The 21,555-nt window shown below is 62.0% G+C and carries 24 protein-coding genes; 13 read left to right on the top strand and 11 right to left on the bottom strand.

The features are described from left to right. Positions 1–58 precede the first annotated feature (58 nt). The 4 genes from DBV08_RS33150 to DBV08_RS15605 all read left to right on the top strand — a co-directional run bounded on the left by DBV08_RS33150 (position 59) and on the right by DBV08_RS15605 (position 4,684). A complete protein-coding gene (locus DBV08_RS33150) occupies positions 59–727 on the top strand; it encodes a TetR/AcrR family transcriptional regulator (RefSeq protein ID WP_124568010.1) in 669 nt (222 codons plus the stop codon). After that, entirely contained in the window at positions 724–1,014 is a 291-nt protein-coding gene (locus DBV08_RS15615) for a cupin domain-containing protein (RefSeq protein ID WP_124568009.1), read from the top strand. Before DBV08_RS33150 ends, DBV08_RS15615 begins: the two co-directional genes overlap by 4 nt. Positions 1,015–1,148: 134 nt before the next feature. After that, entirely contained in the window at positions 1,149–3,848 is a 2,700-nt protein-coding gene (locus DBV08_RS15610) for a LuxR C-terminal-related transcriptional regulator (RefSeq protein WP_124568008.1), read from the top strand. Between the two features lie 14 nt (positions 3,849–3,862). Continuing rightward, positions 3,863–4,684 carry a hypothetical protein gene (locus DBV08_RS15605; RefSeq protein ID WP_124568007.1) on the top strand — a complete coding sequence of 274 codons (822 nt, stop codon included), beginning with the start codon at positions 3,863–3,865 and terminating at the stop codon, positions 4,682–4,684. Here DBV08_RS15605 and DBV08_RS15600 read toward each other — a convergent pair. Genes DBV08_RS15600 through DBV08_RS15590 form a run of 3 tightly spaced genes read right to left on the bottom strand, consistent with a single transcriptional unit; the run spans position 4,676 to position 7,761 of the window. Further along, positions 4,676–6,376: a SulP family inorganic anion transporter gene (locus tag DBV08_RS15600; protein ID WP_124568006.1), complete on the bottom strand. Its 1,701-nt coding sequence runs from the start codon at positions 6,374–6,376 to the stop codon at positions 4,676–4,678. The two genes, DBV08_RS15605 and DBV08_RS15600, sit on opposite strands and share 9 nt — an antisense overlap. Further along, positions 6,373–7,086 (bottom strand): GAP family protein, encoded by a 714-nt coding sequence (locus DBV08_RS15595; RefSeq protein WP_124568005.1) that lies wholly within the window; start codon positions 7,084–7,086, stop codon positions 6,373–6,375. Before DBV08_RS15595 ends, DBV08_RS15600 begins: the two co-directional genes overlap by 4 nt. Positions 7,087–7,101: 15 nt before the next feature. After that, positions 7,102–7,761 (bottom strand): GAP family protein, encoded by a 660-nt coding sequence (locus tag DBV08_RS15590; protein ID WP_095972315.1) that lies wholly within the window; start codon positions 7,759–7,761, stop codon positions 7,102–7,104. A gap of 258 nt (positions 7,762–8,019) precedes the next feature. Between DBV08_RS15590 and DBV08_RS15585 the strand changes: the two genes are divergently transcribed. After that, a complete protein-coding gene (locus DBV08_RS15585; protein WP_095972384.1) occupies positions 8,020–8,232 on the top strand; it encodes a hypothetical protein in 213 nt (70 codons plus the stop codon). A 97-nt stretch (positions 8,233–8,329) separates the two neighbouring features. On the opposite strand, the gene DBV08_RS15580 is transcribed toward DBV08_RS15585, so the two are convergent. Beyond that, positions 8,330–8,746 carry a hypothetical protein gene (locus DBV08_RS15580; RefSeq protein ID WP_020909554.1) on the bottom strand — a complete coding sequence of 139 codons (417 nt, stop codon included), beginning with the start codon at positions 8,744–8,746 and terminating at the stop codon, positions 8,330–8,332. Between the two features lie 145 nt (positions 8,747–8,891). Here DBV08_RS15580 and DBV08_RS32880 point away from each other — a divergent pair, with 145 nt between their 5' ends. Beyond that, on the top strand, positions 8,892–9,365 hold the full coding sequence (locus tag DBV08_RS32880) for an SRPBCC family protein (RefSeq protein WP_260395606.1): 474 nt from the start codon (positions 8,892–8,894) through the stop codon (positions 9,363–9,365). Positions 9,366–9,420: 55 nt separating this feature from the next. On the opposite strand, the gene DBV08_RS15570 is transcribed toward DBV08_RS32880, so the two are convergent. Both DBV08_RS15570 and DBV08_RS15565 read right to left on the bottom strand, forming a co-directional pair. Next, positions 9,421–10,092, bottom strand: a complete 672-nt coding sequence (locus tag DBV08_RS15570; protein WP_260395605.1) for a cation transporter — start codon at positions 10,090–10,092, stop codon at positions 9,421–9,423. Further along, positions 10,092–10,436 carry a helix-turn-helix transcriptional regulator gene (locus tag DBV08_RS15565; protein ID WP_124568002.1) on the bottom strand — a complete coding sequence of 115 codons (345 nt, stop codon included), beginning with the start codon at positions 10,434–10,436 and terminating at the stop codon, positions 10,092–10,094. The genes DBV08_RS15570 and DBV08_RS15565 overlap by 1 nt, the downstream gene beginning before the upstream one ends. A 128-nt stretch (positions 10,437–10,564) precedes the next feature. Here DBV08_RS15565 and DBV08_RS15560 point away from each other — a divergent pair, with 128 nt between their 5' ends. Next, positions 10,565–11,335 carry an acyl-[acyl-carrier-protein] thioesterase gene (locus tag DBV08_RS15560; RefSeq protein ID WP_124568001.1) on the top strand — a complete coding sequence of 257 codons (771 nt, stop codon included), beginning with the start codon at positions 10,565–10,567 and terminating at the stop codon, positions 11,333–11,335. Here the strand turns inward: DBV08_RS15560 and DBV08_RS15555 are convergent. Then, positions 11,326–11,922, bottom strand: a complete 597-nt coding sequence (locus tag DBV08_RS15555; protein WP_124568000.1) for a CHAP domain-containing protein — start codon at positions 11,920–11,922, stop codon at positions 11,326–11,328. The two genes, DBV08_RS15560 and DBV08_RS15555, sit on opposite strands and share 10 nt — an antisense overlap. A 131-nt stretch (positions 11,923–12,053) precedes the next feature. Here DBV08_RS15555 and DBV08_RS15550 point away from each other — a divergent pair, with 131 nt between their 5' ends. The 4 genes from DBV08_RS15550 (at position 12,054) to DBV08_RS15535 (ending at position 15,253) form a co-directional block, all read left to right on the top strand. Further along, entirely contained in the window at positions 12,054–12,569 is a 516-nt protein-coding gene (locus tag DBV08_RS15550) for a toxin-antitoxin system HicB family antitoxin (RefSeq protein ID WP_095972309.1), read from the top strand. Between the two features lie 64 nt (positions 12,570–12,633). Further along, positions 12,634–13,509, top strand: a complete 876-nt coding sequence (locus DBV08_RS15545; RefSeq protein WP_095972308.1) for a DUF4097 family beta strand repeat-containing protein — start codon at positions 12,634–12,636, stop codon at positions 13,507–13,509. 14 nt (positions 13,510–13,523) lie between these two features. Further along, positions 13,524–14,465 carry an ATP-binding cassette domain-containing protein gene (locus DBV08_RS15540; protein ID WP_124567999.1) on the top strand — a complete coding sequence of 314 codons (942 nt, stop codon included), beginning with the start codon at positions 13,524–13,526 and terminating at the stop codon, positions 14,463–14,465. After that, positions 14,462–15,253, top strand: coding sequence for an ABC transporter permease (locus DBV08_RS15535; RefSeq protein WP_124567998.1), 792 nt, complete (start codon positions 14,462–14,464; stop codon positions 15,251–15,253). The genes DBV08_RS15540 and DBV08_RS15535 overlap by 4 nt, the downstream gene beginning before the upstream one ends. Here DBV08_RS15535 and DBV08_RS15530 read toward each other — a convergent pair. Further along, positions 15,208–16,002 (bottom strand): 2-phosphosulfolactate phosphatase, encoded by a 795-nt coding sequence (locus DBV08_RS15530; RefSeq protein ID WP_124567997.1) that lies wholly within the window; start codon positions 16,000–16,002, stop codon positions 15,208–15,210. The genes DBV08_RS15535 and DBV08_RS15530 overlap by 46 nt on opposite strands. 13 nt (positions 16,003–16,015) lie before the next feature. Further along, positions 16,016–16,843 carry a transglutaminase domain-containing protein gene (locus tag DBV08_RS15525; RefSeq protein WP_124567996.1) on the bottom strand — a complete coding sequence of 276 codons (828 nt, stop codon included), beginning with the start codon at positions 16,841–16,843 and terminating at the stop codon, positions 16,016–16,018. Between the two features lie 61 nt (positions 16,844–16,904). Between DBV08_RS15525 and DBV08_RS15520 the strand changes: the two genes are divergently transcribed. Further along, on the top strand, positions 16,905–17,945 hold the full coding sequence (locus tag DBV08_RS15520) for an ABC transporter substrate-binding protein (RefSeq protein WP_124567995.1): 1,041 nt from the start codon (positions 16,905–16,907) through the stop codon (positions 17,943–17,945). Here DBV08_RS15520 and DBV08_RS15515 read toward each other — a convergent pair. Next, entirely contained in the window at positions 17,920–19,212 is a 1,293-nt protein-coding gene (locus tag DBV08_RS15515; RefSeq protein WP_124567994.1) for an MFS transporter, read from the bottom strand. The genes DBV08_RS15520 and DBV08_RS15515 overlap by 26 nt on opposite strands. 132 nt (positions 19,213–19,344) lie before the next feature. On the opposite strand from DBV08_RS15515, the gene DBV08_RS15510 reads away from it, so the two are divergent. After that, on the top strand, positions 19,345–20,466 hold the full coding sequence (locus tag DBV08_RS15510) for an endonuclease/exonuclease/phosphatase family protein (protein ID WP_124567993.1): 1,122 nt from the start codon (positions 19,345–19,347) through the stop codon (positions 20,464–20,466). Here DBV08_RS15510 and DBV08_RS15505 read toward each other — a convergent pair. Then, the gene (locus DBV08_RS15505) at positions 20,437–21,516 is read right to left on the bottom strand and encodes an alpha/beta fold hydrolase (RefSeq protein ID WP_124567992.1); all 1,080 of its coding nucleotides are present in this window, start codon (positions 21,514–21,516) and stop codon (positions 20,437–20,439) included. The two genes, DBV08_RS15510 and DBV08_RS15505, sit on opposite strands and share 30 nt — an antisense overlap. Positions 21,517–21,555: the final 39 nt, after the last annotated feature.

Below are 21,555 nucleotides of genomic sequence, written 5' to 3'. Positions count from 1 at the left end.
TAACGTAACGCCGTGTTACGAATATGGAGAAACGTAACACTGCGTTACGCTATTCACAATGGATTTCGAAGAAGTCGCCCCAGACAACCTCACCCCGGACAACGTCACCCCAGACAACGTCACCCCGGACGAGGACACCGAACGGCTACGCGGAAGGCCCCGCGATCCCGCCATCGGTGATTCAGCCCTGGCCGCGGCACGTGAGTTGCTCGCCGAGGTCGGCTGGGACAAGACGACGATGGTGGCGATCTCCGAGCGCGCAGGCGTCGGCAAGCCCGCTCTGTACCGTCGGTGGCCGTCCAAGACTCACCTGGTTTTCGAAGCAGTCTTCGGTTGGGTCGACGAGTCTCCGCCCGTAGCAGACGCCACAGATCCCGAAGAGTGGGTACGGGCCTCGTGTAACTACACCCTGGAACTCTTTGCAAAGCCCGAGGTGAAGGCTGCACTGCCCGGCCTGCTTTCCGCATTCGCGGAGCGCGGCGACCTGCCGTCGACATTGTGGTCGGAGTTCGGTGGCCCCGGCATCGCCATGCTCGCGCAGATGCTGAACCGTGGCGGCGGTGATGCCGACGCGATGCGGGACGCTCAGGCAACGATGCTGTTCATCGTCGGCGGCACGATGGTCCTGAGAATGCTGATGCCCGAAAACGACTCCGCTCCCCTCGTCGAACGGATGCCGGACATACTTCTGCACGGCGTCACACCGAAGGAGCAGAAGGACACATGACCGCAGCAGAACCGACCATCGGCCTCGACGACGATCGTGTGCGCGTCACCTCGTGGCGCTTTCCGGCCGACGGCAGTGCCACCGGACGCCATCGACACGAGTACGACTACATCGTCGTGCCGGTCACCGGCGGCCGATTCGTCGTGTCCGATGCCGATGGTTCCACCCGCGAGATGACTCAAACTCCCGGTCAGTCGTACCATGGAACCGCGGGCACGGTGCACGACGTCACCAACGCGTCGGGCGCGGAAGCCGTCTTCGTGGAGATCGAACTCAAGACTCGCTAAATCAGGGACTTTGGTCCGAATTTCTTACTTGGGCGCTTATTTGGTGTCCGAATTGGGTAGTTTCACATCATCTAACTCGTTCAAAATTTCGATCCAGCGGTCACGTCCAGTGGAGCCAGTCGAACAGGAGTCGGATGAGCAGCCCATTTCGTGATGCCGCTGCAGTGACGCTCGATGCGTCTTCGCGCGGTGAGCGTGCGCGCGTGCCCGGCGCCCCGATCAACGGTCGCTTTCACCCGCCGTCGGCCGTCAAAGGACTGGTCCCGCGTCCGCGCCTGCATCGCAAACTCACTGCGTCCACCGCTGCCGATGGCGTCGGCCCTGGACCCGTGGGGTTGCTGTCCGCCCCGGCCGGTGCCGGGAAGACCTTGCTGCTGGCCGATTGGGCGCGCGAGTATTCTCGCGCGTCCCCCGATGCGGACCTGGCGTGGTTGACTCTCGCCGAGCGCGACAACAACGTGTCGGTGCTGTGTGAATCCCTGGCCGAAGCAATCGCCACGCCTATCGATCCGACCGGCCGGAGGCTTCCCGCGCAAACGGGATCCAGGCGACCGGTGGAGCAATGGCTCGCGCATTTCGCCGAAACTCTCGAAACGCACGATCGTCGAACGACGCTGATCCTCGACGACGTTCACACACTTCACGATCCACTGTCGATCAGTCTTCTCGATCGGATACTCACTCACACCCCAGGCAATCTGTCGATCATCGTCGCCGCACGATACGAACCACCTCTCACGTGGCATCGTTTGGCTCTGGACGGCCGACTCACCCGCTTCGCATCCACCGATCTCGCTTTCGACCGGTCCGAGATCACTACGATGTTCGGTGAATACGACATCATGTTGGGCGAAGACGAGTTGGCAATCGTCGAAGACTTCACCAAGGGGTGGGGTGCAGTCGTTCGCCTCACCGCAGCGTTTCTGGCCGGCCGCAATGACATCGCCGACGCGCTGGACGAATTCACGCACACACCACGGCCGATCGCCGATTTCCTGGTCGACGAGGTGCTGACGTCCTTACCCGAACACATCACCTCGTTCATGCTGCGGACATCGATAGTCGATTCGTTCTCCGCTCCACTGGCGGAAACTCTGACCGATTCGAACGCACGATCCGAGATCGACTCTCTGATTCAGTTCAACTTTCCGGTGACCCGTACCGATTCCGCCGACCACACGACCTGGTTCAGCTATCACCCGCTACTGCGCGAACACCTTCGGGCAGAGTTCCGCCGCGTCGATCACGTCGAGAGGAAGCGCGCACACGTGCGCGCAGCAACCTGGTACGAAAGCCATCATCTCGAACTCGAGGCGCTCGAACTCGAGGTGTCGATCGGCGACCCGTGCCGCATTCTCGCGTTTCTCGAACGCTGCGGGCTGGGGCTCGTACTCGACGGTCACAGCGGTGACGTCGTACGAGTCCTCGAATCCGCCCCGACGCAGGTCTCGGAATCCCCGATCACCCGACTGATTCTGGCAGCGGCCGCCCTCCATTCCGGTGACGTGACCTCGGCGACGACATGTCTCGACCTTCTCGAGGCAACTCATCCCCCCATTGCAGACGATCCACTGTTCCTGGCGATGAGCCTGGAAATCTCCTGCGTTTCGGCAACTTCCGACAACCAACCATTGGTGTCACGCCTGCAGCGACGCCCGAACAGCACCCACTCCGACGTCGAGGCGTACGTACACCTCGAATTGGCGACGGCGCACTTGCTCCGGCGCGAGTTCGAAAAGGCGACTGTCGAGTACACCCAGGCCGCAGCCCTCGGGGCGCTACGGGGCCGGTCGCGATTCGTCCTGAAGTCACTGACCGGATTGGGGTATGTCGCTTCCCTCAGCGGCGACATCGGGGCGATGAGAGCGCATTCCACCTACGCTCTCGACTACGCGATCGAACACCGAATCACGACGACAGCGGAATACGAGTTGTCCGCGTCGGTGGTCGCCTTCGCGGCGTACCTCTGCGCCACGGGTGATCTTCCGTACCGCATCCCCACCATCGGAAACTACCGGAGCACAGACGTTCTCGGCGCCAGCGCGCCAGTGTTCGGTTGGCATACCGTCGTGACCTTCGGGCTTCACAGCCTCGACGACGCGGCCGACCGACGGTCGACTGCCGCCGACATTCGCGACGCCATGCTCAGTGCTGTCGAACTACGCACCTTCGCGATGGCGACCCTCGCCCTCCTACCGCCCGTCGTCAACGCCTGCTTGTCGGTCGGCGAAGTGGAATGGGCCGGCCGACTCGTACGCGATGCGGCCGAGCGGTTCGGCGAGACCTCCGAGATACATCTCGCACGAGGTGCCGTCGCGTTCTCTGCCAACAAGTTCGCAGAAGCCCTCGCCGAAGTCTCCGAAGCTCTCGCAACCTCCGAAGCGCCGCTGCTTGCGCATCACGTCTACGCCTGGACACTCGAGGCGGGGATCCACGCCGCAACAGGTCACGAACGCAAGTCTTTTCGCTCTCTTCACAAAGCTCTCCACGCCGCAGAAACCGGTGGCCTCCTGCGGCCCTTCCTCGACTACGGAACAGCCCTGCGGCCGATATTCGACGAGTTCAGTGGACATTTCGGAGATCAGGAAGTTTTTGCCGAACAGGTACGCAATCGAGTACGCCCACAGGAGCTGGTGAGTGCGCCGATCCTCACCCCGGGTGAGTACACCGTGCTACGCGAACTGGCTTCGGGAGACACCACGGAGTCGATCGCCGACACGCTGTTCCTCTCGGTCAACACGATCAAGACGCACCTTCGCGGGATCTATCGCAAGTTGGAAGTGAGCAACCGACGCGACGCGCTCAAGGCTGCGCGACGCGGCGGTCTCATCTGAGCAAGACTGCTTCCATGCTCCCGAAGCTGTACTCCGACTCGCGCGATCGCTTGATGGTGTGGGCAAGACGCACACCGAGCCGTCGCCTGGCGACCGATGCAACCGTCGACGTTTTCGAAGTCGGTCTCGTCGACAGCGCCATGACTCTGGCAGCTCAAGCCTTCACGTCCTTGCTCCCGGTCATGATCGCGGCGTCCACCCTGGAGAAACTGAAGCCGTTGGCCGACGCCGCCAAGGACGACCTCGGGGTCCAACTACCCGACGCCCAAATCATCAACACCTCCACTGCGGCCGCGTTCGGAATCGTCGGTTTGCTCATGCTGCTGATCAGTTCCACGTCCTACGCTCGCGCTCTCGGCCGGATGTACGGGCGCATCTGGAGCGTGCCGACTGCGACGCTTCGTCAGGCGTGGCGTTGGATAGCGGTCGTGTTCGTCGTGGCGACATCGGTGGTCGGGGCGGCCCTCTGCCGAGAACTGAACGGTGTGCCGGGGGTGGGCAGACTCCTGGAATTTGTTGCGGTCTACGTGGTGTGGGCGCTCGTCTGGACTGCCGTGCCGATGCTGTTGACCGCTAATCGCATGACCACTCGTATGTGCGTCGGGTCCGGGTTGCTCACCGCGACGGGTCTGAGCGGACTGCACGTGGCAGGCACCCTTTTCCTGCCCCGTATGACCAAGACCTCTCAGGACGAGTTCGGCCTCCTGGGCGTGATGTTCACCGTCATCGGCTGGCTGTTCGTCTTCTCGGCCATCGTGGTTGTCGCGTCGTCGATCGTCGGATCGGTGGCCAAAGATTCCGGCCCGCTGGGAATCTGGCTGCGAACCTCACGCTGACGTGCCGCCTCCACCGGCAAGCGCCTGCGACACCGTCGGATAGACGTCGACCTTCAGCGCGCCCCGGTCAGCACCGGACAGAACGTCGCGGAACTGTCCGATGTCTCGGGCTACACGGAAGCTCACGTTCCTGCGAGCCAACGAGTCTCGAAGCTGAGCCAACATCTGGGCCGCGCTGACGTCGATGAACGGTGACGTTTCGGCGTCGAGCACCACCATGGTGGTCCCCGCGGTCACCAGGCCGGTGATCTGATCACGCACGTGATCGGCATTGGCGAAGAACAGCCCGGATTCCACCCTGACCACCACGATGCCGTCGAGTGTCCTCAGATCGGGGTGACCGCTGGCGTCGACCCAGCGCGTGCCGTCCTTGGCCAGAGCTGCCACATGCGGTTTGGAGACTCGATAGAGGAGCAGCAACATCGAGACGGCAATTCCGATGATCAAACCGGGCAAGGTGTCGAACAGGAGAACTCCGAACATCGCCGCGATCGCTGCGGCGAAATCGGCCCGCGCGGCGTGGCCGTAGATGCTGCCCAACCTCTTCGTCCAGACCCGGTACAGCGCTGCGAGAGAGGAGAAATCGACCAGCTCGATCACGGCGGCGATGACCACGGCGGAGAGCGTCGCCTCCGGCAACTTCTCGAACAAGCCGGTCAGAAACAGCAGAGTCAACAGTGTCAGTGCAGCGACCACCAGTCCGCTGACCTGAGATTTGGCGCCTGCGCCCCCGTTGACAGCGGTCTTCGAGAGGCTGCCGTTGACCACCATTCCGGAGCACAGACCCGATCCGAGATTGGCCGCACCCAGTCCAGCGAGTTCACGATTGGCGTCGATCGTGTACCCCGCCTTGGCCGCGTATGTCTTTGCAGCACCCAGACCTTCGGCGAATCCGATGAGCAGAACGCCGACTGCCGGCCCGACCAGATCGAGATAGTCCTCGGCTCCCACACCACTCGGCAGACCCATCGACGGCAGTCCCGAGTCGATGTGCCCGACGATGTCGATGCCGCGATCGTCGAGGCCGAACAAGGCGACTGCGGTAATGCCCAGCAGCACGACGAGGAGCGAACCCGGTACCAGCGGAAGCCATCGCTTGACGCCCAGGACCATTGCCAGGCTGAGCAATCCGATGATCACCGTCGGTCCGTCGACCTCACCCAGTTCCTTCACCACTGTCCACGCCTGGACGAAGAAGTTTCCCTCCCCCTTCTCCACGCCCAGGAGTTTGGGTACTTGACCGATGATGATCGTGAGCGCCAGACCCACGATGAATCCCTTCAGAACCGGCTCGGAGATGAAGGAGGCGATGAAGCCGAGGCGCATGAATCCTGCCAGCAGACCCACGAGCCCGGTCACGATTGCCAATGCGGCCGACAGCGCGATGAATCGGCCGTCGTTTCCCGAAGCCAGTGGCGCGATCATCGCCGCGGACAACGCTGCGGTCGCCGACATCGGCCCGACGATCAGGTGTCGCGAACTACCTGCTGCTGCATACAGAATCAGTGACGGAACTGCAGCATAGAGCCCGACTACCGGCGGAACTCCGGCGATGGTGGCGTACGCGAGCGCTTCTGGAACGAGGACGGCCCACACGGTGAGGCCGGCAATGATGTCGGGGCGGAGCCAGCCGCGCTGGTAGTCGGAGAGCGATCCGAAGACCCACCACGTCCGTGTGTGCGGAGCACTCATAGTCCTTGCACCCCTTTACTGATCTGCATCGCCGCGATCAAGGCGAGAAGCCCGACGTTCAGCAAGTGCGTGTTGGTGGCTATCCAGGTGCGGATCTTCTGCAACGGTTCGGTTGCCTCGTCCTTCTTGATCAGAAGGAGGGCGACGGGCACCGCAACCGAGGTCACGGACACCAGCGAGAAGATCACGGCCGAGACGATCTGCGACGTGGGTTCCACAGTGCTGAGCCGCAGATTCATGGCGGCGGCGATGGCACATGACATGTCGATGGGGTTGAGGACGAACAGCGCGAAACCTAACGCCCCTGATCGCATCGGCCGGAAATGCTCTACCGACTGGAGCATTTTCGGCAGCTGCGGGGCGGCGGCGACCACGTCGCCGGGTGCGACGGCGGCCGCCATGGCCTGGACTCCGCGGCGGCTGCGCGTGTACACGAACCAGGCTCCCGCCAGCAGAGTCGCGCCGAGAACGAGATGGAGGATGGGCACCCACAACGGGGGGTGAGTTCGCTGGTGCACTTGAAGGGCCGTCAAAATGATGTATGCGCCGGCCAGCGCGACAACTATTCCGAGATACCACCCGATCAGGTACGCGATGCTGTTGATCCGCGCTCGTTCGGAAAAGAGCACGGCAACAACGGCAACCACCGCCAGCGGGCTCATGATGATCCCGAGCGCCAGCGGGATCTGTTGCAGTAGCAACGATCCCATACCTACCTCCAGTTGTCAGAGACCGCCGATGCCCTTACCGATGAGAACAACACCGATAACCAGGATCAACACACTCATCACCGTGGCGTTGTTGTCCTGCAACCACACCTTCAGCTTGGCAAGCGGACCGCGCAGTCGCTCCGCGGCAACGAGGTAACCGATCACAGGCACGCACACTGTCGAGGCCGCGATGATCGTGAAAACCAGAATGGCGACAACAACTTCTCCGGATCCAAGCGAGGCGGATCCGATCGAGATTCCGGCCGCGATACACATCATCAGATTCTTCGGATTGATCGCAGCCAGAGCGAAGCCCAAGCCGAGGCCTTTGGCAGCGGTCATGTCGTCGATGGCTTGCATCCACTTCGGGGTTTCGTGCTCGCCTCCGCGTCCGCGCCATTGCTTCGCTCCGAACGCAAGAAGCAACACTCCCAACGCCAGCTTGATCCACGAGACCGTCGCCGACGGATCACCTTCGGAGTCGCCGAGCTTGCTGGACAAGAGCACGAAGATCACAGTGGCGACAACGATTCCGAGTATCCAGCCCAGAGCGAACCCGACGCTCGTGCTGCCGGCTCGCTTGGACAACAACATCAAGATTGCAGCGATGATCGGGATCGGCGATACCGCGACGCCGACCGCGAGGGGTAACAGATCCCCGATGACAGATCCCATGCCGACCTCTTCTCTCTCCCGGTCGACACTAGGGGCGGGGGCCCTGCGCAGCCTCACACGAAAAGGATGAACAGAACCGTGGCGACATTCACCCGTAGGGGATGAAGCCCGAGGAGCATGCGCGAGTAAGACTGGATCTCACGGATGCGGAGTCCTGGATCGAGCAGCGACGCCGATTGCACTTGACGACACCTGATTTCGAGACTCGGCGCGGGGCGGGTCCGAACCTCACGGCCCTACGAAATGGAGCGGACACTGATGAATGCTCCCACTCGGTATCAATTCCTCATCGACGGCGAAGTGTCGGACCGTGTCAAGGCCGCATTTCCCGACCTCAGTGTTGCCAGTGCGGCCGGCGGATTCACCAGTTTGTACGGACCCGTCGCGGACCACACGGCCATGCGAAGCATCATGGCCCGCCTTGATTCCCTCGGGTTGACCGTCGCCGAACTGCGAAGGCTCCCGGACTGATCCGAGCCGCCCGTCCGTCGGATCGTCTCCGCGCACGAGCGATGGTCCCGACCGAGTCGATTCGGTCGGGACCAACTGCCCTCGAGTTGTTCGGTGCCTAGACTCTGTCTGTATCCCAAGTAGCGACGGCCCAGATCACAACGACATCGAGCGCGATGACCAGGATCGACCACAACGGGTAGTACGGCATCCACAAGAAGTTGGCGATGATCGAGAGCGACGCAATGACTATTGCCGCCGCCCTGGCCCACACTGCACCCGTGAAGAGGCCCAGAGCCACCACGATCCCGATGATGCCCAAGATGATGTGGATCCAACCCCACGTCGTGATGTCGAACTTGTACGTGTAGTTGATACCCACGACAAACAGATTGTTGTCTGCGACGGCCGCGATGCCCTGAAGCAGAGCGACAATGCCTGCGGTGAGCAGCAGAATCGCTGCTGCAAACGTCGTACCTACCGCGAAACCCTGCCGGACAGGGTGATTCGCGGGTTCCCGCGGTGGAGCAGTCATCAGCGTTCCTTTCGACAGAATGCACTTCCCTTACTCAGTCTCGAGGGGCTGGAAAGCGAAAGCATCACCCGTCGCGGATGAACCGCAGGTCATCGGTCCGTACCCGCTTGCCGGCGTCGCAAACCAACATTGGCAGACTGGCACTGTGCAGCACACCGTAGTCGTGATCACCGATATCCACGCTCCACCTGCGGTGATCTTCGATCTCGAACTCGACATGGACGAACACTCGGCCTCGCTCCGAAAAACGGACGAGGTGGCCGTGACGAGTACGGGTAGACCAGCGCTGGAAGAGGGCGACGAGGTGTCCTTCACCGCTCGGCATTTCGGGTGGAGATTCTCGATGACAAGCCGGATCACGCAGTACAACCGCCCGTATTCGTTCACCGACGAGCAGGTTCGCGGCCCGTTTACCGCAATGCAGCACGAGCACGTCTTCGACATTCAGCCGGGCGGGTGGACGCGGATGCACGACCGCTTCACGGTCACAGCCCCCTTCGGCGTGCTCGGACACCTGGCTTTGAGGTTGGCTGTCGGCCCGTATCTGCGACGCCTTCTCGAGCAACGCGCCGCGCACATCAAGACCCGCGCAGAAGCCGACACCCCATTTGTCGAGTGAGAACCCTCTGCTGAAGCAGCGCAGAGTGTGTTCACTCAACAGAACCCGTGCTCACTCAACAACAGTCGCACTCGTCACCTTTCTCGGCCGCAGCCACGACCGGGCAGCACGGATCGCCCTTCCACGCGTTGATGCCTTCTTTCACCGCGATGACGGCGATCACCAGTGCCGCAATCGGATCCGCCCACGACCAGCCGAGCACCGAGTTGAGCAGCAAACCGACCAGCAAGACCGCAGAGAGGTACGTGCAGAGCAGAGTCTGCTTCGAGTCCGCGACCGCCGAAAGGGAACCCAGCTCCCGACCGGCTCGGCGCTGCGCGTAGGACAGGGCCGGCATGATCGCCAAACTGACTGCAGCCAAAACTATTCCGACGGTGGTGTGCTGGGCCTCCCCCAGACCCAACAGCGACCGAATCGCGTCGAACGAGACATACGCAGCGAGCCCGAAGAACGAGAATGCGATCACGCGTAGCGCCGTCTTCTCCCGGCTCGCAGGATCCGGGGCCGAAAACTGCCAGGCAACCGCTGCCGCCGAGGATACTTCGATCACGGAATCAAGACCGAACCCGAACAGGGCCGCAGACGACACCCGCGTGCCCTCCGCCAGCGCAATGATCGCCTCGACGACGTTGTAGCTGATCGTGATCGCCACGAAGATGCGGATTCTTCTCGACAACAGCGCTCGTCGGGCAGTCGAGAGACCGACACCGTCAACGGGAGCAACCATCAGCAGCACCCCTCTGATTCGCTGTCCGGGCAGAACGACGGATCCACGGCGAGTACGACCCCGAGTAGGTCGTCGAGCGCCTGACCGATATGTGCGTCGGCGAGTTCGTATCGCGTGCGAGGCCCTTCCGGTACGGCCACCACCAAGCCACAACCGCGCAGACAGGCCAGATGGTTGGACAGCTTCTGCCTGGTCACCTCCAGCGTGTCGGCGAGGTCCGACGGATACCGGGGCGCGGTCTTCAGCTCGAGCAGTATCCGTGTTCGAGTCTCGTCGGACAGTGCATGCCCGAACCTCGCAAGCACCGCCACATTGGTCACCACATTCATGCCCTCGACATCCATACGAACGACAGTACATCGAAATCTGTATTCAGAAAACAGTGAACTCCAATGGTTCAAGATCCAGCCATCGGGTAACGCAAGCCTGGAACGACACCGACCAGACTTCGACCAGCGGGAGCCCGCATCCGATGAACCGTACAAAAGCCGACGATCACACAGCGATGCCGGAACTGCCGGAAACCGGCAGCGTCTTCCAAGTCTCGTGGCCGGTGCGAACAGGGGACATTCACACCGACAGAAGCCTGCGCCTCGACGCGATCGCGCGTTACCTCCAAGACGCAGGCTTCGACAACCTCGTCGACCGTGGCGCCATGGATACCCATCCGCTCTGGATGGTGCGAAGAACGGTGATCGACGTATTCGAACCGGTCGTCTGGCCGGATCGAGTTCATTTGCAGCGTTGGTGTTCCGGCCTGTCGAGCAAGTGGTGTTCGATGCGAGTTCGCATCAGGTCCGACGGCGGCGGATTGATCGAAACGGAGGCATTCTGGATCAACATCGATCCGAAGACGGGAATGCCGGCCACCATCAGTGAAAAGTTCACCGCCGCTCTTGCGTCGACGGCCGTGGACCAGCATCTCCACTGGCGTCGGTGGATCGACCCGGAATCCACAACGACACCTTCGACGGAGACGCCATTCCCGTTACGCTCGAGCGATTTCGACCCCTTCGATCACGTGAACAACGCGATCTACTGGCAACCCGTCGAAGATGTGCTGCCCGACGAACTACGAAGCGGACCCTTTCGCGCGATCCTCGAGTACACCCAGCCCATCAAGAGGGGAGAGCAGGTGAGCGTGCAAACCGGCACGAACACGCTGCACATCGACGCCGGCGGCGAGGCACGTGCATCAGCTCGATGGTTCACGTTGGCCCCGAACCGCAACGATCAGGGGTGAAGTTTTCCGAATCCCACGACGGCAGAGTCGGACTGCCAGTCCAGATCATGCACCCGCACCTTGCCGAACTCGTTGCCGCCGACCGTGATCGCCGAGTCACCATCCACTGCCACAACGATATTGGTGTGCTGGCCGACCCATCTCGAACTGTCGTAGATCACCACATCACCCACGTTCGGTGTGTACCCACTGCCGTTCTCGGCGTACGCGCCGATCCCCTGGTAGTACTCCTGCAACGTGTACACCCCCGGGATGCGCCAGCTTCCGGAGTTCGGGTTCGACAACGGTCGACCCGCTTCCCTCATGATCCAGCTGACAAAGTCTGCGCACCACTCTTCGTCGATACCGTCGGAATAGAAGGTGCCCGGCCGGTCATTCTCGTGCTCGGATCGGAGTAGGTCGAGCACACGAGCCTGATCCGAAGTCACCGCATCGGCATCGACCGTCGGGAACTCGGCGGTGTCCCAGGGCAGATACCGCGAAGGCGCGACTGCGACGGCAACCGCACCGACCACGATGACGAAGCCGAGCACCCCGGCAATCCAAAGCACGATACGGCGGCGACGTTTGGTTTCGGCAGGACTCACCCTTACAAGTGTGCCAGTCTGCCGAGAATCGATCCGCAAACGACCTCGATGACCTGCCACTTCTCATCAAATCCACACGAATGTGCCATCAAACTATTGTCATGGCACCAAAGTGGTGCCATAGTGGTGCCATGGACTTGACACCGTACGTAGACAACCTTCGCCACGAACTCGCGGTGGCGGCCGAAGCGGGCGGGGAAGACGCAAAGGCACTCGCCGATCGTCTGACCGCACCGTTGGAATCAGCGGTGCGCCTCACCCTCCTCGACGCATTGTCCGCAGCGGCTGCCGAGATCACGCGTGACCTCGCACCGGGCTCGGTGGACCTGCGCCTGCGGGGACGCGAACCCGAATTCGTCGTGGCACCGGCCATCAGTGAACCGGCTCCGGCCCCCGTCGAAGAGGAACCGACTCCGGCACCGCGCCCCGTCACGGAGTCCGACGACGCCTCGATGACTCGAATCAACCTGCGGCTGGGGCAAGACCTCAAAGACCGGATCGAGGCGGCGGCCCGGGAAGCCGGGATCTCCGTCAACGCGTGGCTGGTTCGCTCGGCCGCGACGGCTCTGGAAGGCGGCACACACAGAAGCTCTCCGCGACAACGCGCATCCCAAGGTTCCGAGAGCTTCACCGGCTGGGTGCACTGACACCGGATCCAACTTTCGCTCGACCACTTTCATCAACCGAGACAACCTCATCGGGAGTATCACCATGCCTACATACAGCACACCTGACCCCATCACCTTGAACTTCGACGTAGCAGTCGGACACATCCGGATCGCAGCGAGCGACCGCAACGACACTGTCGTGGAAGTGTTGCCCAGCAACTCGTCTCGCGAGGTCGACATTCGAGTCGCCGAACAGACGCGCGTCGAATTCGCGGGTGGCCGGCTGCAGATCAAGACTCCGAAACAGCGTGGCCTCGGAATTTTCGGGAAGACCGGATCTGTCGACATCTCCGTTCAGCTCCCCTCCGGCTCGGGACTCGAAGGTACTGCCGCAGTTGCCAGCCTGCGTACCGACGGCACCCTCGGCCGCTCACGCGTGAAGGTCTCGGCCGGCGATTGCACCCTGGACACCACCGGACCGCTCAACGTCAGCACCGGGGCCGGGGCGATCACCGTCGAGCACGTCGCCGGTGACATCGACACGAGCACCGGGTCCGGAAGCATCCGCATCGGCCGCGTCGACGGCAACGCGGAGGTCAAGAACTCCAACGGCGACATCAACATCGGTACGATCACCGGCGCGCTGAAGGCCAAGACCGCCAACGGCAGCGTCGCCGTGGAGCACGCAGAGTCCGACGCTAGCGCCGCAACTGCCAACGGCGACATTCGTTTCGAGAGCATCGAGAGTGGAGTCGTATCCGCAAAGACGGCCGCCGGACGAATCCATATCGGTGTTCGATCCGGAACGGCCGCGCGATTCGACGCTCATACATCCTTCGGTCGTGTGGACAACCAGATGAATGCCACACACGGTCCGGCGTCGTCCGAACGCCGAGTGGACGTCCGGGCACAAACCAGCTACGGCGACATCGTCATTCGACGTTCGGAGCCTCGAGAAGAATCCAACAAGAAGATCTAGCGAAAGGAACGCTGATGTCCCGTAAACCAGCCATCACCGCGACGGGCCTGAAGAAGGCCTACGACGACAAGAGGGTACTGGACGAAATCGACATCTCCGTCGACCGCGGAACCGTCTTTGCGCTCCTCGGGCCCAACGGCGCCGGCAAGACCACCATCGTGGAAATCCTCTCGACCCTCGTCCCCGCCGACGGCGGCGACATTCGCATCGCCGGGTACAACCCTTCCGACGATCCCGACGCGGTGCGTTCACGCATCGGCGTCACCGGACAGTTCTCGGCGGTCGACGACTACCTGTCCGGCGAGGAAAACCTTCTCCTCATGGCCGACCTTCACCATCTCGGCAAGGATGAACGCCGAACGCGCACTGACGAACTCCTGAAGAAGTTCGACCTGGTCGAATCCGCGGAGAAGCTGGCCTCGACCTACTCGGGCGGAATGCGCCGACGGCTCGACCTGGCAATGACCTTGATCGGACGACCGGAGATCATCTTCCTGGACGAACCCACCACCGGCCTCGACCCCCGGAGTCGACGCACGATGTGGCAGATCATCCGCGAGTTGGTCAAGGGCGGTGTCACCATCTTCCTCACGACGCAGTATCTCGAGGAAGCCGATCAGCTGGCAGACCACATCGCCGTCCTCGACCAGGGACGGATAGTCGCCCAAGGCACTGCTGCGGAACTCAAACGACGCATCCCTGGCGGCCACATTCGTCTTCACTTCTTCGATCGAGACCAACTCGATTCTGCTGCTACTGTTTTCGACGAGTCTTCACGTGACGATGCCGCCTATGTCCTCCAGGTCCCCAGCGACGGGGGTGTCCGCTCACTACGTTCTCTTCTCGACCAACTCGACGCTCACTCGATCGACGTCAAGGAACTCTCGGTGCACACACCGGACCTGGACGACGTGTTCCTGACTCTGACCGCCACCGAAAGGACCGAAGCGCGATGACCACCATGACGCTTGCCTATCAGGACTCGAAAACCATGCTGCGTCGCAGCATTCGACACATCCTTCGATATCCGTCGATGACGGTGATGCTTGTCGGGATGCCAGTCGTCTTTCTGTTGCTGTTCGTCTACGTACTCGGCGGGACACTCGGGAACGGACTCGGACCAGGCGGTGGTGGCCGAGCCGAGTACGTCAACTACGTTGCACCGGCGATCATTCTGATGACCGTGGCATCAGCGGCACAGGGTACTGCCATCTCTGTCGCAACCGATATGACCGCGGGGATCATTGCACGATTCCGCACGATGGCGATCACGCGTACGTCCGTCCTGACGGGTCATGTTCTCGGCAGTCTCCTTCAGACGATCGTGAGCCTGGTAGTCGTCATCGCCGTGGCGATAGCCGTCGGATTCCGGCCTACGGCAGGCTTCGTGGAGTGGGTCGCGACGTTTGCCCTCCTCGTCCTGGTCTCCATCGCCATGATCTGGTTGTCCGTTGCCTTCGGTCTCGTCAGCAAGAGCGTCGAGACGGCAAGCAATCTCCCGATGGTGTTGATCCTCTTACCGTTCCTGGGAAGCGGATTCGTCCCCACCGACTCGATGCCGACCGTGTTGCGATGGTTCGCCGAGTATCAGCCGTTCACTCCGATCATCGAGACCCTTCGAGGACTGCTTCTCGGCGAAGCGATCGGGAACAACGCGCTTCTCGCGATCGGATGGTGCGTCGCGATCACTCTCCTCTCCTACCTCTGGGCGCGGAGTTTGTTCAACCGACGCCCGGTGCGCTGACCTCGAAACACACGATCTTCGAGAACAGGTACGGTGTCGCTGTCGTCGAGTTCCGAGGCGATGGCGACGTCGTGTGGAAACCCGAGGACAATCAATTCGCGTCCTGAGGCGCAGTCCCGCAGGCGGTCCTCGTACGAATCCGACACCGCCGCCCAGGCATCCGCCGCCATCCGCGCCTCGGGCGATACGTGGCCGTTCCAGCCGGCCGCGGTCAGTGCGGCCACGACAGCACCAGCACCCCACAGATCTTCCACCGCCGGACGCAACTCTCCACCGGGCCACTTCTCCCCGGAAGCGACAATAGCCACTCGGGATCGCGGACCATGCTCGTGCACAATCCAATCGGCGACGGCGGAAGTATTCCTCAACGAAGCGCCGACACACACCGCAACCTGGGACGCCAACGCAAACGCGATAGTCGACCCGTTCGGCGAAGGCAGTACCAGCCGACTCGGCACCTCGGCCTCGCGGATCGTCTTGGGAGACAGACTGATCTGCCCCTTCCTGGCCGCACTTCGTCGTACTGCCAGGACCGCATCGGCATCACGCGCGTAGTCGACTGCACTCTCGTCGTTCCAGGAATAGGGAAGTACGTCGATTCCCGCGTCGGCCGCGACGCTCAGCGTCGTCGTGAACGAGAGGACGTCGATCACAACGGCGGTATCGACTTCCGCAGCGATCGCCTCGGCGCCGCGCAGGCCCCAGTCGAATCGAAGTCCGTACTCGAGTTGGCGGTGCTCCTGATTCATGCAGGCAAGTCTCTCAGAAAGTAAGCAGCTTCTCCGGCACGCGTAAATCCTCGTGCTCGTACAACGCTCGCACGGCCACGGGATCGTCAGTGGCGCAGACGTCGGCGATGTCGTCGAGCAGTACGTCGTACTCCGCACCGGTTTTTCCGTCGTAGGCGTCGGTCATGCGGCCCCACTCGTCCCATGGCAGGGTTTCGACTTTGTTCATCGCGGCAAGGTCTTTCACTGCGTTGCCGCGGATCTCGGCGGCTCCCCAGTTCTGGGTTCCGTACACCCCGAACTGGGAGGCGTCGATCTCGCCGCGTCGATACGCCAACCACGCCTCGCCGCCACTGAGGAATTCTCCCGGCTGCAGATCGTGGGCGTGAGGAAGCACGTTCTGTCCGAGGATCTCCGAGTCGATGCGGATCCAGCGCTTGCCGGCGTCGTCCCAGTACTCGGTGATCCAGTGGTCGACGCCCTGTCCCGGTTGAAAGTAGGTGGCAAAACCACAGCGGACCCGCGCGGCAAAACCGCGATAGCGCAGAAACGCACAACTCAAAACGGCAAAGTGCCGACAGGTTCCGACGACCCGCTTGTCGGGGTCTCGCGCGGAGGTCACGGGTGCGGGATCGAGCGAGAGCAGCCTTTCGAGCAGAACACTTGCCGGCCGGATCTGGTTTTCGTCGAATCGGTCGGTGGTCAGATTCAGCGACTGCGCATCGGCGGGTTGAACGACCAGGTACGGGACCACCCGGCAAATGTCCACGGGATCGGCGGAGAGCGGCTCGATGGCGAGCAGATCCACCCCGTCGACGCGGGTGAACGGTCCTGCTGATGTGTAGTCGAGAACCGCCGTCATGAGCGGAGACTAACAAACACTGCGGACACAACCACTCCACTATGGTTAGGGTCCCATAACCATGAAACCCGAGGTTGCTGTGAACCCCATGTTGAGCCGCCGTGCCATGCTGTCCGTCACCTTCGCCACGGCAGCAGGTTTTGCCCTTGCTGCCTGCGGCGACAGCGCGGAAGACGAATCCACTCCCGGCACAGAAGGTGGTCACGCCGAGGCCAACGCCTTCCCGGTGACGATCGACCACAAGTTCGGTTCCACCACCGTCGAGCAAGCACCCAGCCGCATCGCCGCGGTCGGTATCGGCGACGCAGACGTACTGCTCTCCCTCGGGCTGACACCTGTCCTGGTCCCGGTGTGGAAGGGATCGACCGACGACGGAATCGGCGTCTGGGCCGACTCGGCAGTTCAAGGCGCCGAGCCGACGCCGTTGGCCAACGCCACCACCGATTTCGACATCGAAACGATCGTGGCCGCAGCGCCTGACCTGATCATCGCCGTCAACAATGCGATCGACGAGGATCTGTACAAGCAGCTCAACGCCATCGCGCCGACGGTGCTTCACGCGGCCGATCAGACGGATTGGGTTCTGCCCTGGCAGGAGGTCACGACCCGCATCGGTACCGCTGTGGGTGTTCCCGCGCAGGCACGGCAGGAGGTCCAGCAAGTGGAGGACCTCATCGTTCGTACCCGCGCGGAGAACCCCCAGTTCGAGGGTAAGACAGCAGCTCTCGTCATTCGCTGGAGTGACGGGAATCTTCGAGCGTTCAGCCCCGAGGCAGCGCGCGCTCAGCTGCTCACGCAACTGGGGTTCACGGCGCCTGCCGCACTGAAGGATCGGTTCGCGGGCAAACTGAACTACGAGATCTCCGCCGAGAACTACGACCTCCTCGAGTGCGACTACCTGCTCTTCGACAACTACGAGAAGGCTCGTCCCGAGATGGAGACGCAGCCGGCGTTCACCAATCTGAACGTGGTCAAGACCGGCGGCCTGATCAGCTTGGACCCCATCGTCAGTGACGCGGTGTCCATGCCCAATCCGCTCACCATTCCGTTCGTGCTGGAAGATTTCGTAGCAAAGATCAATCAGACGATCGCGGGTCGATAACCTTCGTTCGACCGGACCACACCCACAACACCACAGCCGACACGGCCACGCAGACCGAAACGATCACCCATGGTGTCGCCGGCGCTGTGTGGCCGTTGTCGACGAGGTCGTATACGAATCCGACTCCCACGGTTCCCAGGAGCGCGAGCAGACCGCCGATCGTGTTGAGCATGCCGAAGTGCGCTCCGAGGTTGCTTTCACGACCGAGGATGGCAATGGTGTCTCGCATCGGCGGCACCATCAACATCTGTCCCAGGTGCAGCAGCCCGATCCACACCGCCAGACCGACTATCTGCGTCGACGCCGAAACTGCGGAGTCGACGCCGGTGACCAGCGGAACCAGGAACGACACCGAAATGAGCACAAGCCCGAAGGTGATCGCGCGTCGATGCCCGATGCGGTGGGCGACCGCGACCGTCGGCCCCTGCCCGACGATCACCAAGACCGCTGCACCCACGTAGAACCACCCCAGCGCCGACTGTGAACCTATGCCGCGCTCGAGCTGTTCCGGAAGCATCAGGTACAGCTGGCTGTACGCAACCAATTGAAAACTGCAGAGCGTCGCGAAGAGTAGAAAGTTGTTGTTGGTCAGCACGCTTCGCCAGACGTCACGCAGCGTATAGGTCGAGACCTGACCCTCGTGTGCATCACCGGGCCGGGGGGACCAGATGAAGAACCCGACCCACATGATCGCGAAGAGCAACGCCGCACTCGACGCCGTCCACGAGAACGGAAACATCAACAGAGCGGCACCCAACGCCGGACCGATCACGGTTCCCAGTCGGCTGCACATCTGTTCCACCGCAAACAGATCGGTACGACGCATAACTCCGGCGGACTCGAGTTCACGTCCGTATTCCGCGTTGGCCGACTCCACCGCGGGCGCGAAGAGTGCGGCAGCAAAACCGACCAGAAGCACGCCGACGATGACGGCGGCCATACTCTCGGCCAGTCCGAGCATCAGGAAACCGACCACCCGAACGGCTATGCCCAGCAGGATGATCGGGCGCTTGCCGAACCTGTCGGCGAGGCTTCCACCGATGAAGAACATGCCCTGTTGGCTGAACATCCGGAGCCCGAGAACCAGGCCGACAACCCAGGCCGCGAATCCGAGATCCTCCGAAAGATGCACCGCGAGAAAGGGGACAACCAGGTAGAACCCGATGTTGAACAGCACCATCGAGAGCAGGAGCAGTTTCACCACCGGCGGCAGGACACGAACCTTCGCAAAGGTCTTGTTACCGGGGAAACGCTCACTGAGTACCACGATCAGAAGACTATTGCCCGCACGGCGTTCTGTGGAAATCTGCCATTTTACAATTGGTTAACTGTCCGTTTAGGTAGCGATGGTAATCATCTTCCGGGGGTTCGAGCACACAACAACGAGAGCCGGGATTTGATGAATGGATTGACGCGCCGCCAAATGGTCAAGGCGATGGCGGTAGCCGCGGGCACAGTCACCGCGAGCGCATTTACATTGGGTGCCAATACTTCCGTCGCGGGGGCGAGTCCCGCGCAGGAAATCAAAGTGCTCTCGCTCAATACCTGGCACGGCGGAACCAAGATCAACGGTGGCTTGCAGCTGATCGCCGACATGATCATCTCGACCCAGGCGTCGATAGTTCTCCTGTCGGAAGCCGGCACTGCTACAACTGCATTGGCCGACATGCTGACCAAATCAGGAACAACCTTCTACGGAGCGGCGTCCTCCGACGTCGGGATTCTCTCCAAGTTTCCGATCGAGGAAACAGCCGAGCTGAACTCGATGATCAAGGCAGTCGTGACGGTCGACGGCAAACAAATCGCTGCTTACTCGGCTCATCTGGCGTACACGTCCTACGCGACCTACCTACCCCGCGGATACGGCGCGGGCGTTCCCACGCCTGGCGAGTTCTCCGAGTTCGGCTGGAACAAGATGCCGTCCGGCCCCGTCACGGATCCCGAGACGGTTCAGCGCGTGAACGTCAATTCGGGACGCCCCAAGGCAATTTCGACGTTCATCGACGATGCAGCACAAGAACGGGCCAAGGGCAGATCCGTCATACTCGGCGGCGATTTCAACGAACCGTCAGCCCTGGACTGGACCGACGGCACGCGAAATCTGTTCGACCACAACGGTGTCGTCATTCCGTGGGAATCCACCCGCCTGCTCGACCGAGCCGGATTCGTCGATGCATACCGCAGTAAGTACCCGAACCCAGCCACACACCCGGGCTTCACCTGGCCGTCCGACAATCCCGACGTCGACACCTCACAGCTCACCTGGGCACCCGAGGCAGACGAACGCGATCGGATCGACTACATCTTCGCCGACCGCGCGTCGGACCTGAAGCTGGGGGCCGTCGGAATCGTCGGTCCACGAAAGACGATCGTGCACAACAAAAGAGTGGAAGAGAACTCCCAGGACAACTTCATCGCTTCGCCGACGCCGTGGCCGACCGATCACAAGGCCGTTCTCGCGACGTATCAGTTTGCCGGCTTCGGCGGCGGGTCATCGACCGGTTCGTGGAGCGGTTCCTGACAGGGCATCTCGTAGCCAGTCGATCATCATCGGCGTCAACTCGGGCAGCTTGGTCACTGCGCAGTGCCCCGCATCCGGGATGACGTGTACCTGCGTGTTCGGACGCTCTTCGAACAGTGTCGTGTCCGAGAGCGGAATGTGAACGTCGTCGGCCCCGTTGACCACAAGCATCGGGGTCCGGCCGTCGTCGGCGGCCATCAAGTCACTGCGATCGAATGCCCGGAGACCCTGCACCAGCGCCTCTTTGGTTGCCGGCGCATCGAAACCCAATGCGTTTCCGACGATGTCGCCCATACCGTAGACCAGGCGCTCCGCGTTCGCGGTCTCGAACGCACCCTTGACCGGTGCACCGATGTTGATCACCGCATCGACCGCGCCGGTCAGTCCCGACCGCACGGCGAAGTTGCCACCGAAGGAGACTCCCAGGTGCGCCACCTGCCCGTTACCGAGAGCGCGAGCCGTCGATACGAGCCCGTCGATCACCTCGTCGCCGAAAGCATCGAGAGGAACGGGTGATTCACCGGTTCCCGGCTGATCGAAAGCAACTACCGTCACTCCGGAATTCTTCGCGAACGCACTGGCCAACGGATGCATGTCCATCTTCCAGCCGTCGACGCCGCCGCTGAGCAACAGGACGGGTGCGTCTTCGTACCTTCCGTCCACGGAGAGGATGTGTACCGGTAGCTCGATCTCGCCGGATCGGTAGGGCAGGGAGAGGATTCGACGCTCGAACCCGAGCCCGAATTCCGGTGCTGCCTTGACGTATTCGTCCACCTGATTCTGCAGGGCCCGACGTCGCGACTCGTTGGCCAGGACGGGGAACTTGGCGATTCCGTAGATCATCGCCGCGAGTGAATGATTGCCGTCGGCGGAGTACTTTGCTGCCAGCGCGGACCATTCGTACGACCAACCACCCGGCGCGTCGGCCCACGTCGAGTTGATGGACGCGCGCAGTTCCTCGAGATCCGAGACGGGGAGCCCGAAGCTCAGAAACTGACCTGTGCGTTCTTCGAAGAGGCCTCGGTGATCGACAGGAAATTCGTATGACATGGGAAAACACCCCTCAATTCATCTCTAATGCAACGATCA

Origin of the sequence: Rhodococcus sp. KBW08, assembly GCF_003852455.1 — a bacterium.
GTDB lineage: Bacteria > Actinomycetota > Actinomycetes > Mycobacteriales > Mycobacteriaceae > Rhodococcus_F > Rhodococcus_F baikonurensis.
Note: the sequence above shows the minus strand (reverse complement) of the source record. Positions and strands in the feature narration are given on the sequence as shown.

Bases quoted from the DNA above. Each gene is read 5' to 3' on its own strand.
- DBV08_RS33150 (WP_124568010.1), top strand. From the start codon at position 59: ATGGATTTCGAAGAAGTCGCCCCAGACAACCTCACCCCGGACAACGTC.
- DBV08_RS15615 (WP_124568009.1), top strand. From the start codon at position 724: ATGACCGCAGCAGAACCGACCATCGGCCTCGACGACGATCGTGTGCGC.
- DBV08_RS15610 (WP_124568008.1), top strand. From the start codon at position 1,149: ATGAGCAGCCCATTTCGTGATGCCGCTGCAGTGACGCTCGATGCGTCT.
- DBV08_RS15605 (WP_124568007.1), top strand. From the start codon at position 3,863: ATGCTCCCGAAGCTGTACTCCGACTCGCGCGATCGCTTGATGGTGTGG.
- DBV08_RS15600 (WP_124568006.1), bottom strand. From the start codon at position 6,376: ATGAGTGCTCCGCACACACGGACGTGGTGGGTCTTCGGATCGCTCTCC.
- DBV08_RS15595 (WP_124568005.1), bottom strand. From the start codon at position 7,086: ATGGGATCGTTGCTACTGCAACAGATCCCGCTGGCGCTCGGGATCATC.
- DBV08_RS15590 (WP_095972315.1), bottom strand. From the start codon at position 7,761: ATGGGATCTGTCATCGGGGATCTGTTACCCCTCGCGGTCGGCGTCGCG.
- DBV08_RS15585 (WP_095972384.1), top strand. From the start codon at position 8,020: ATGAATGCTCCCACTCGGTATCAATTCCTCATCGACGGCGAAGTGTCG.
- DBV08_RS15580 (WP_020909554.1), bottom strand. From the start codon at position 8,746: ATGACTGCTCCACCGCGGGAACCCGCGAATCACCCTGTCCGGCAGGGT.
- DBV08_RS15570 (WP_260395605.1), bottom strand. From the start codon at position 10,092: ATGGTTGCTCCCGTTGACGGTGTCGGTCTCTCGACTGCCCGACGAGCG.
- DBV08_RS15565 (WP_124568002.1), bottom strand. From the start codon at position 10,436: ATGGATGTCGAGGGCATGAATGTGGTGACCAATGTGGCGGTGCTTGCG.
- DBV08_RS15560 (WP_124568001.1), top strand. From the start codon at position 10,565: ATGAACCGTACAAAAGCCGACGATCACACAGCGATGCCGGAACTGCCG.
- DBV08_RS15550 (WP_095972309.1), top strand. From the start codon at position 12,054: ATGGACTTGACACCGTACGTAGACAACCTTCGCCACGAACTCGCGGTG.
- DBV08_RS15545 (WP_095972308.1), top strand. From the start codon at position 12,634: ATGCCTACATACAGCACACCTGACCCCATCACCTTGAACTTCGACGTA.
- DBV08_RS15540 (WP_124567999.1), top strand. From the start codon at position 13,524: ATGTCCCGTAAACCAGCCATCACCGCGACGGGCCTGAAGAAGGCCTAC.
- DBV08_RS15535 (WP_124567998.1), top strand. From the start codon at position 14,462: ATGACCACCATGACGCTTGCCTATCAGGACTCGAAAACCATGCTGCGT.
- DBV08_RS15530 (WP_124567997.1), bottom strand. From the start codon at position 16,002: ATGAATCAGGAGCACCGCCAACTCGAGTACGGACTTCGATTCGACTGG.
- DBV08_RS15525 (WP_124567996.1), bottom strand. From the start codon at position 16,843: ATGACGGCGGTTCTCGACTACACATCAGCAGGACCGTTCACCCGCGTC.
- DBV08_RS15520 (WP_124567995.1), top strand. From the start codon at position 16,905: ATGAAACCCGAGGTTGCTGTGAACCCCATGTTGAGCCGCCGTGCCATG.
- DBV08_RS15510 (WP_124567993.1), top strand. From the start codon at position 19,345: ATGAATGGATTGACGCGCCGCCAAATGGTCAAGGCGATGGCGGTAGCC.
- DBV08_RS15505 (WP_124567992.1), bottom strand. From the start codon at position 21,516: ATGTCATACGAATTTCCTGTCGATCACCGAGGCCTCTTCGAAGAACGC.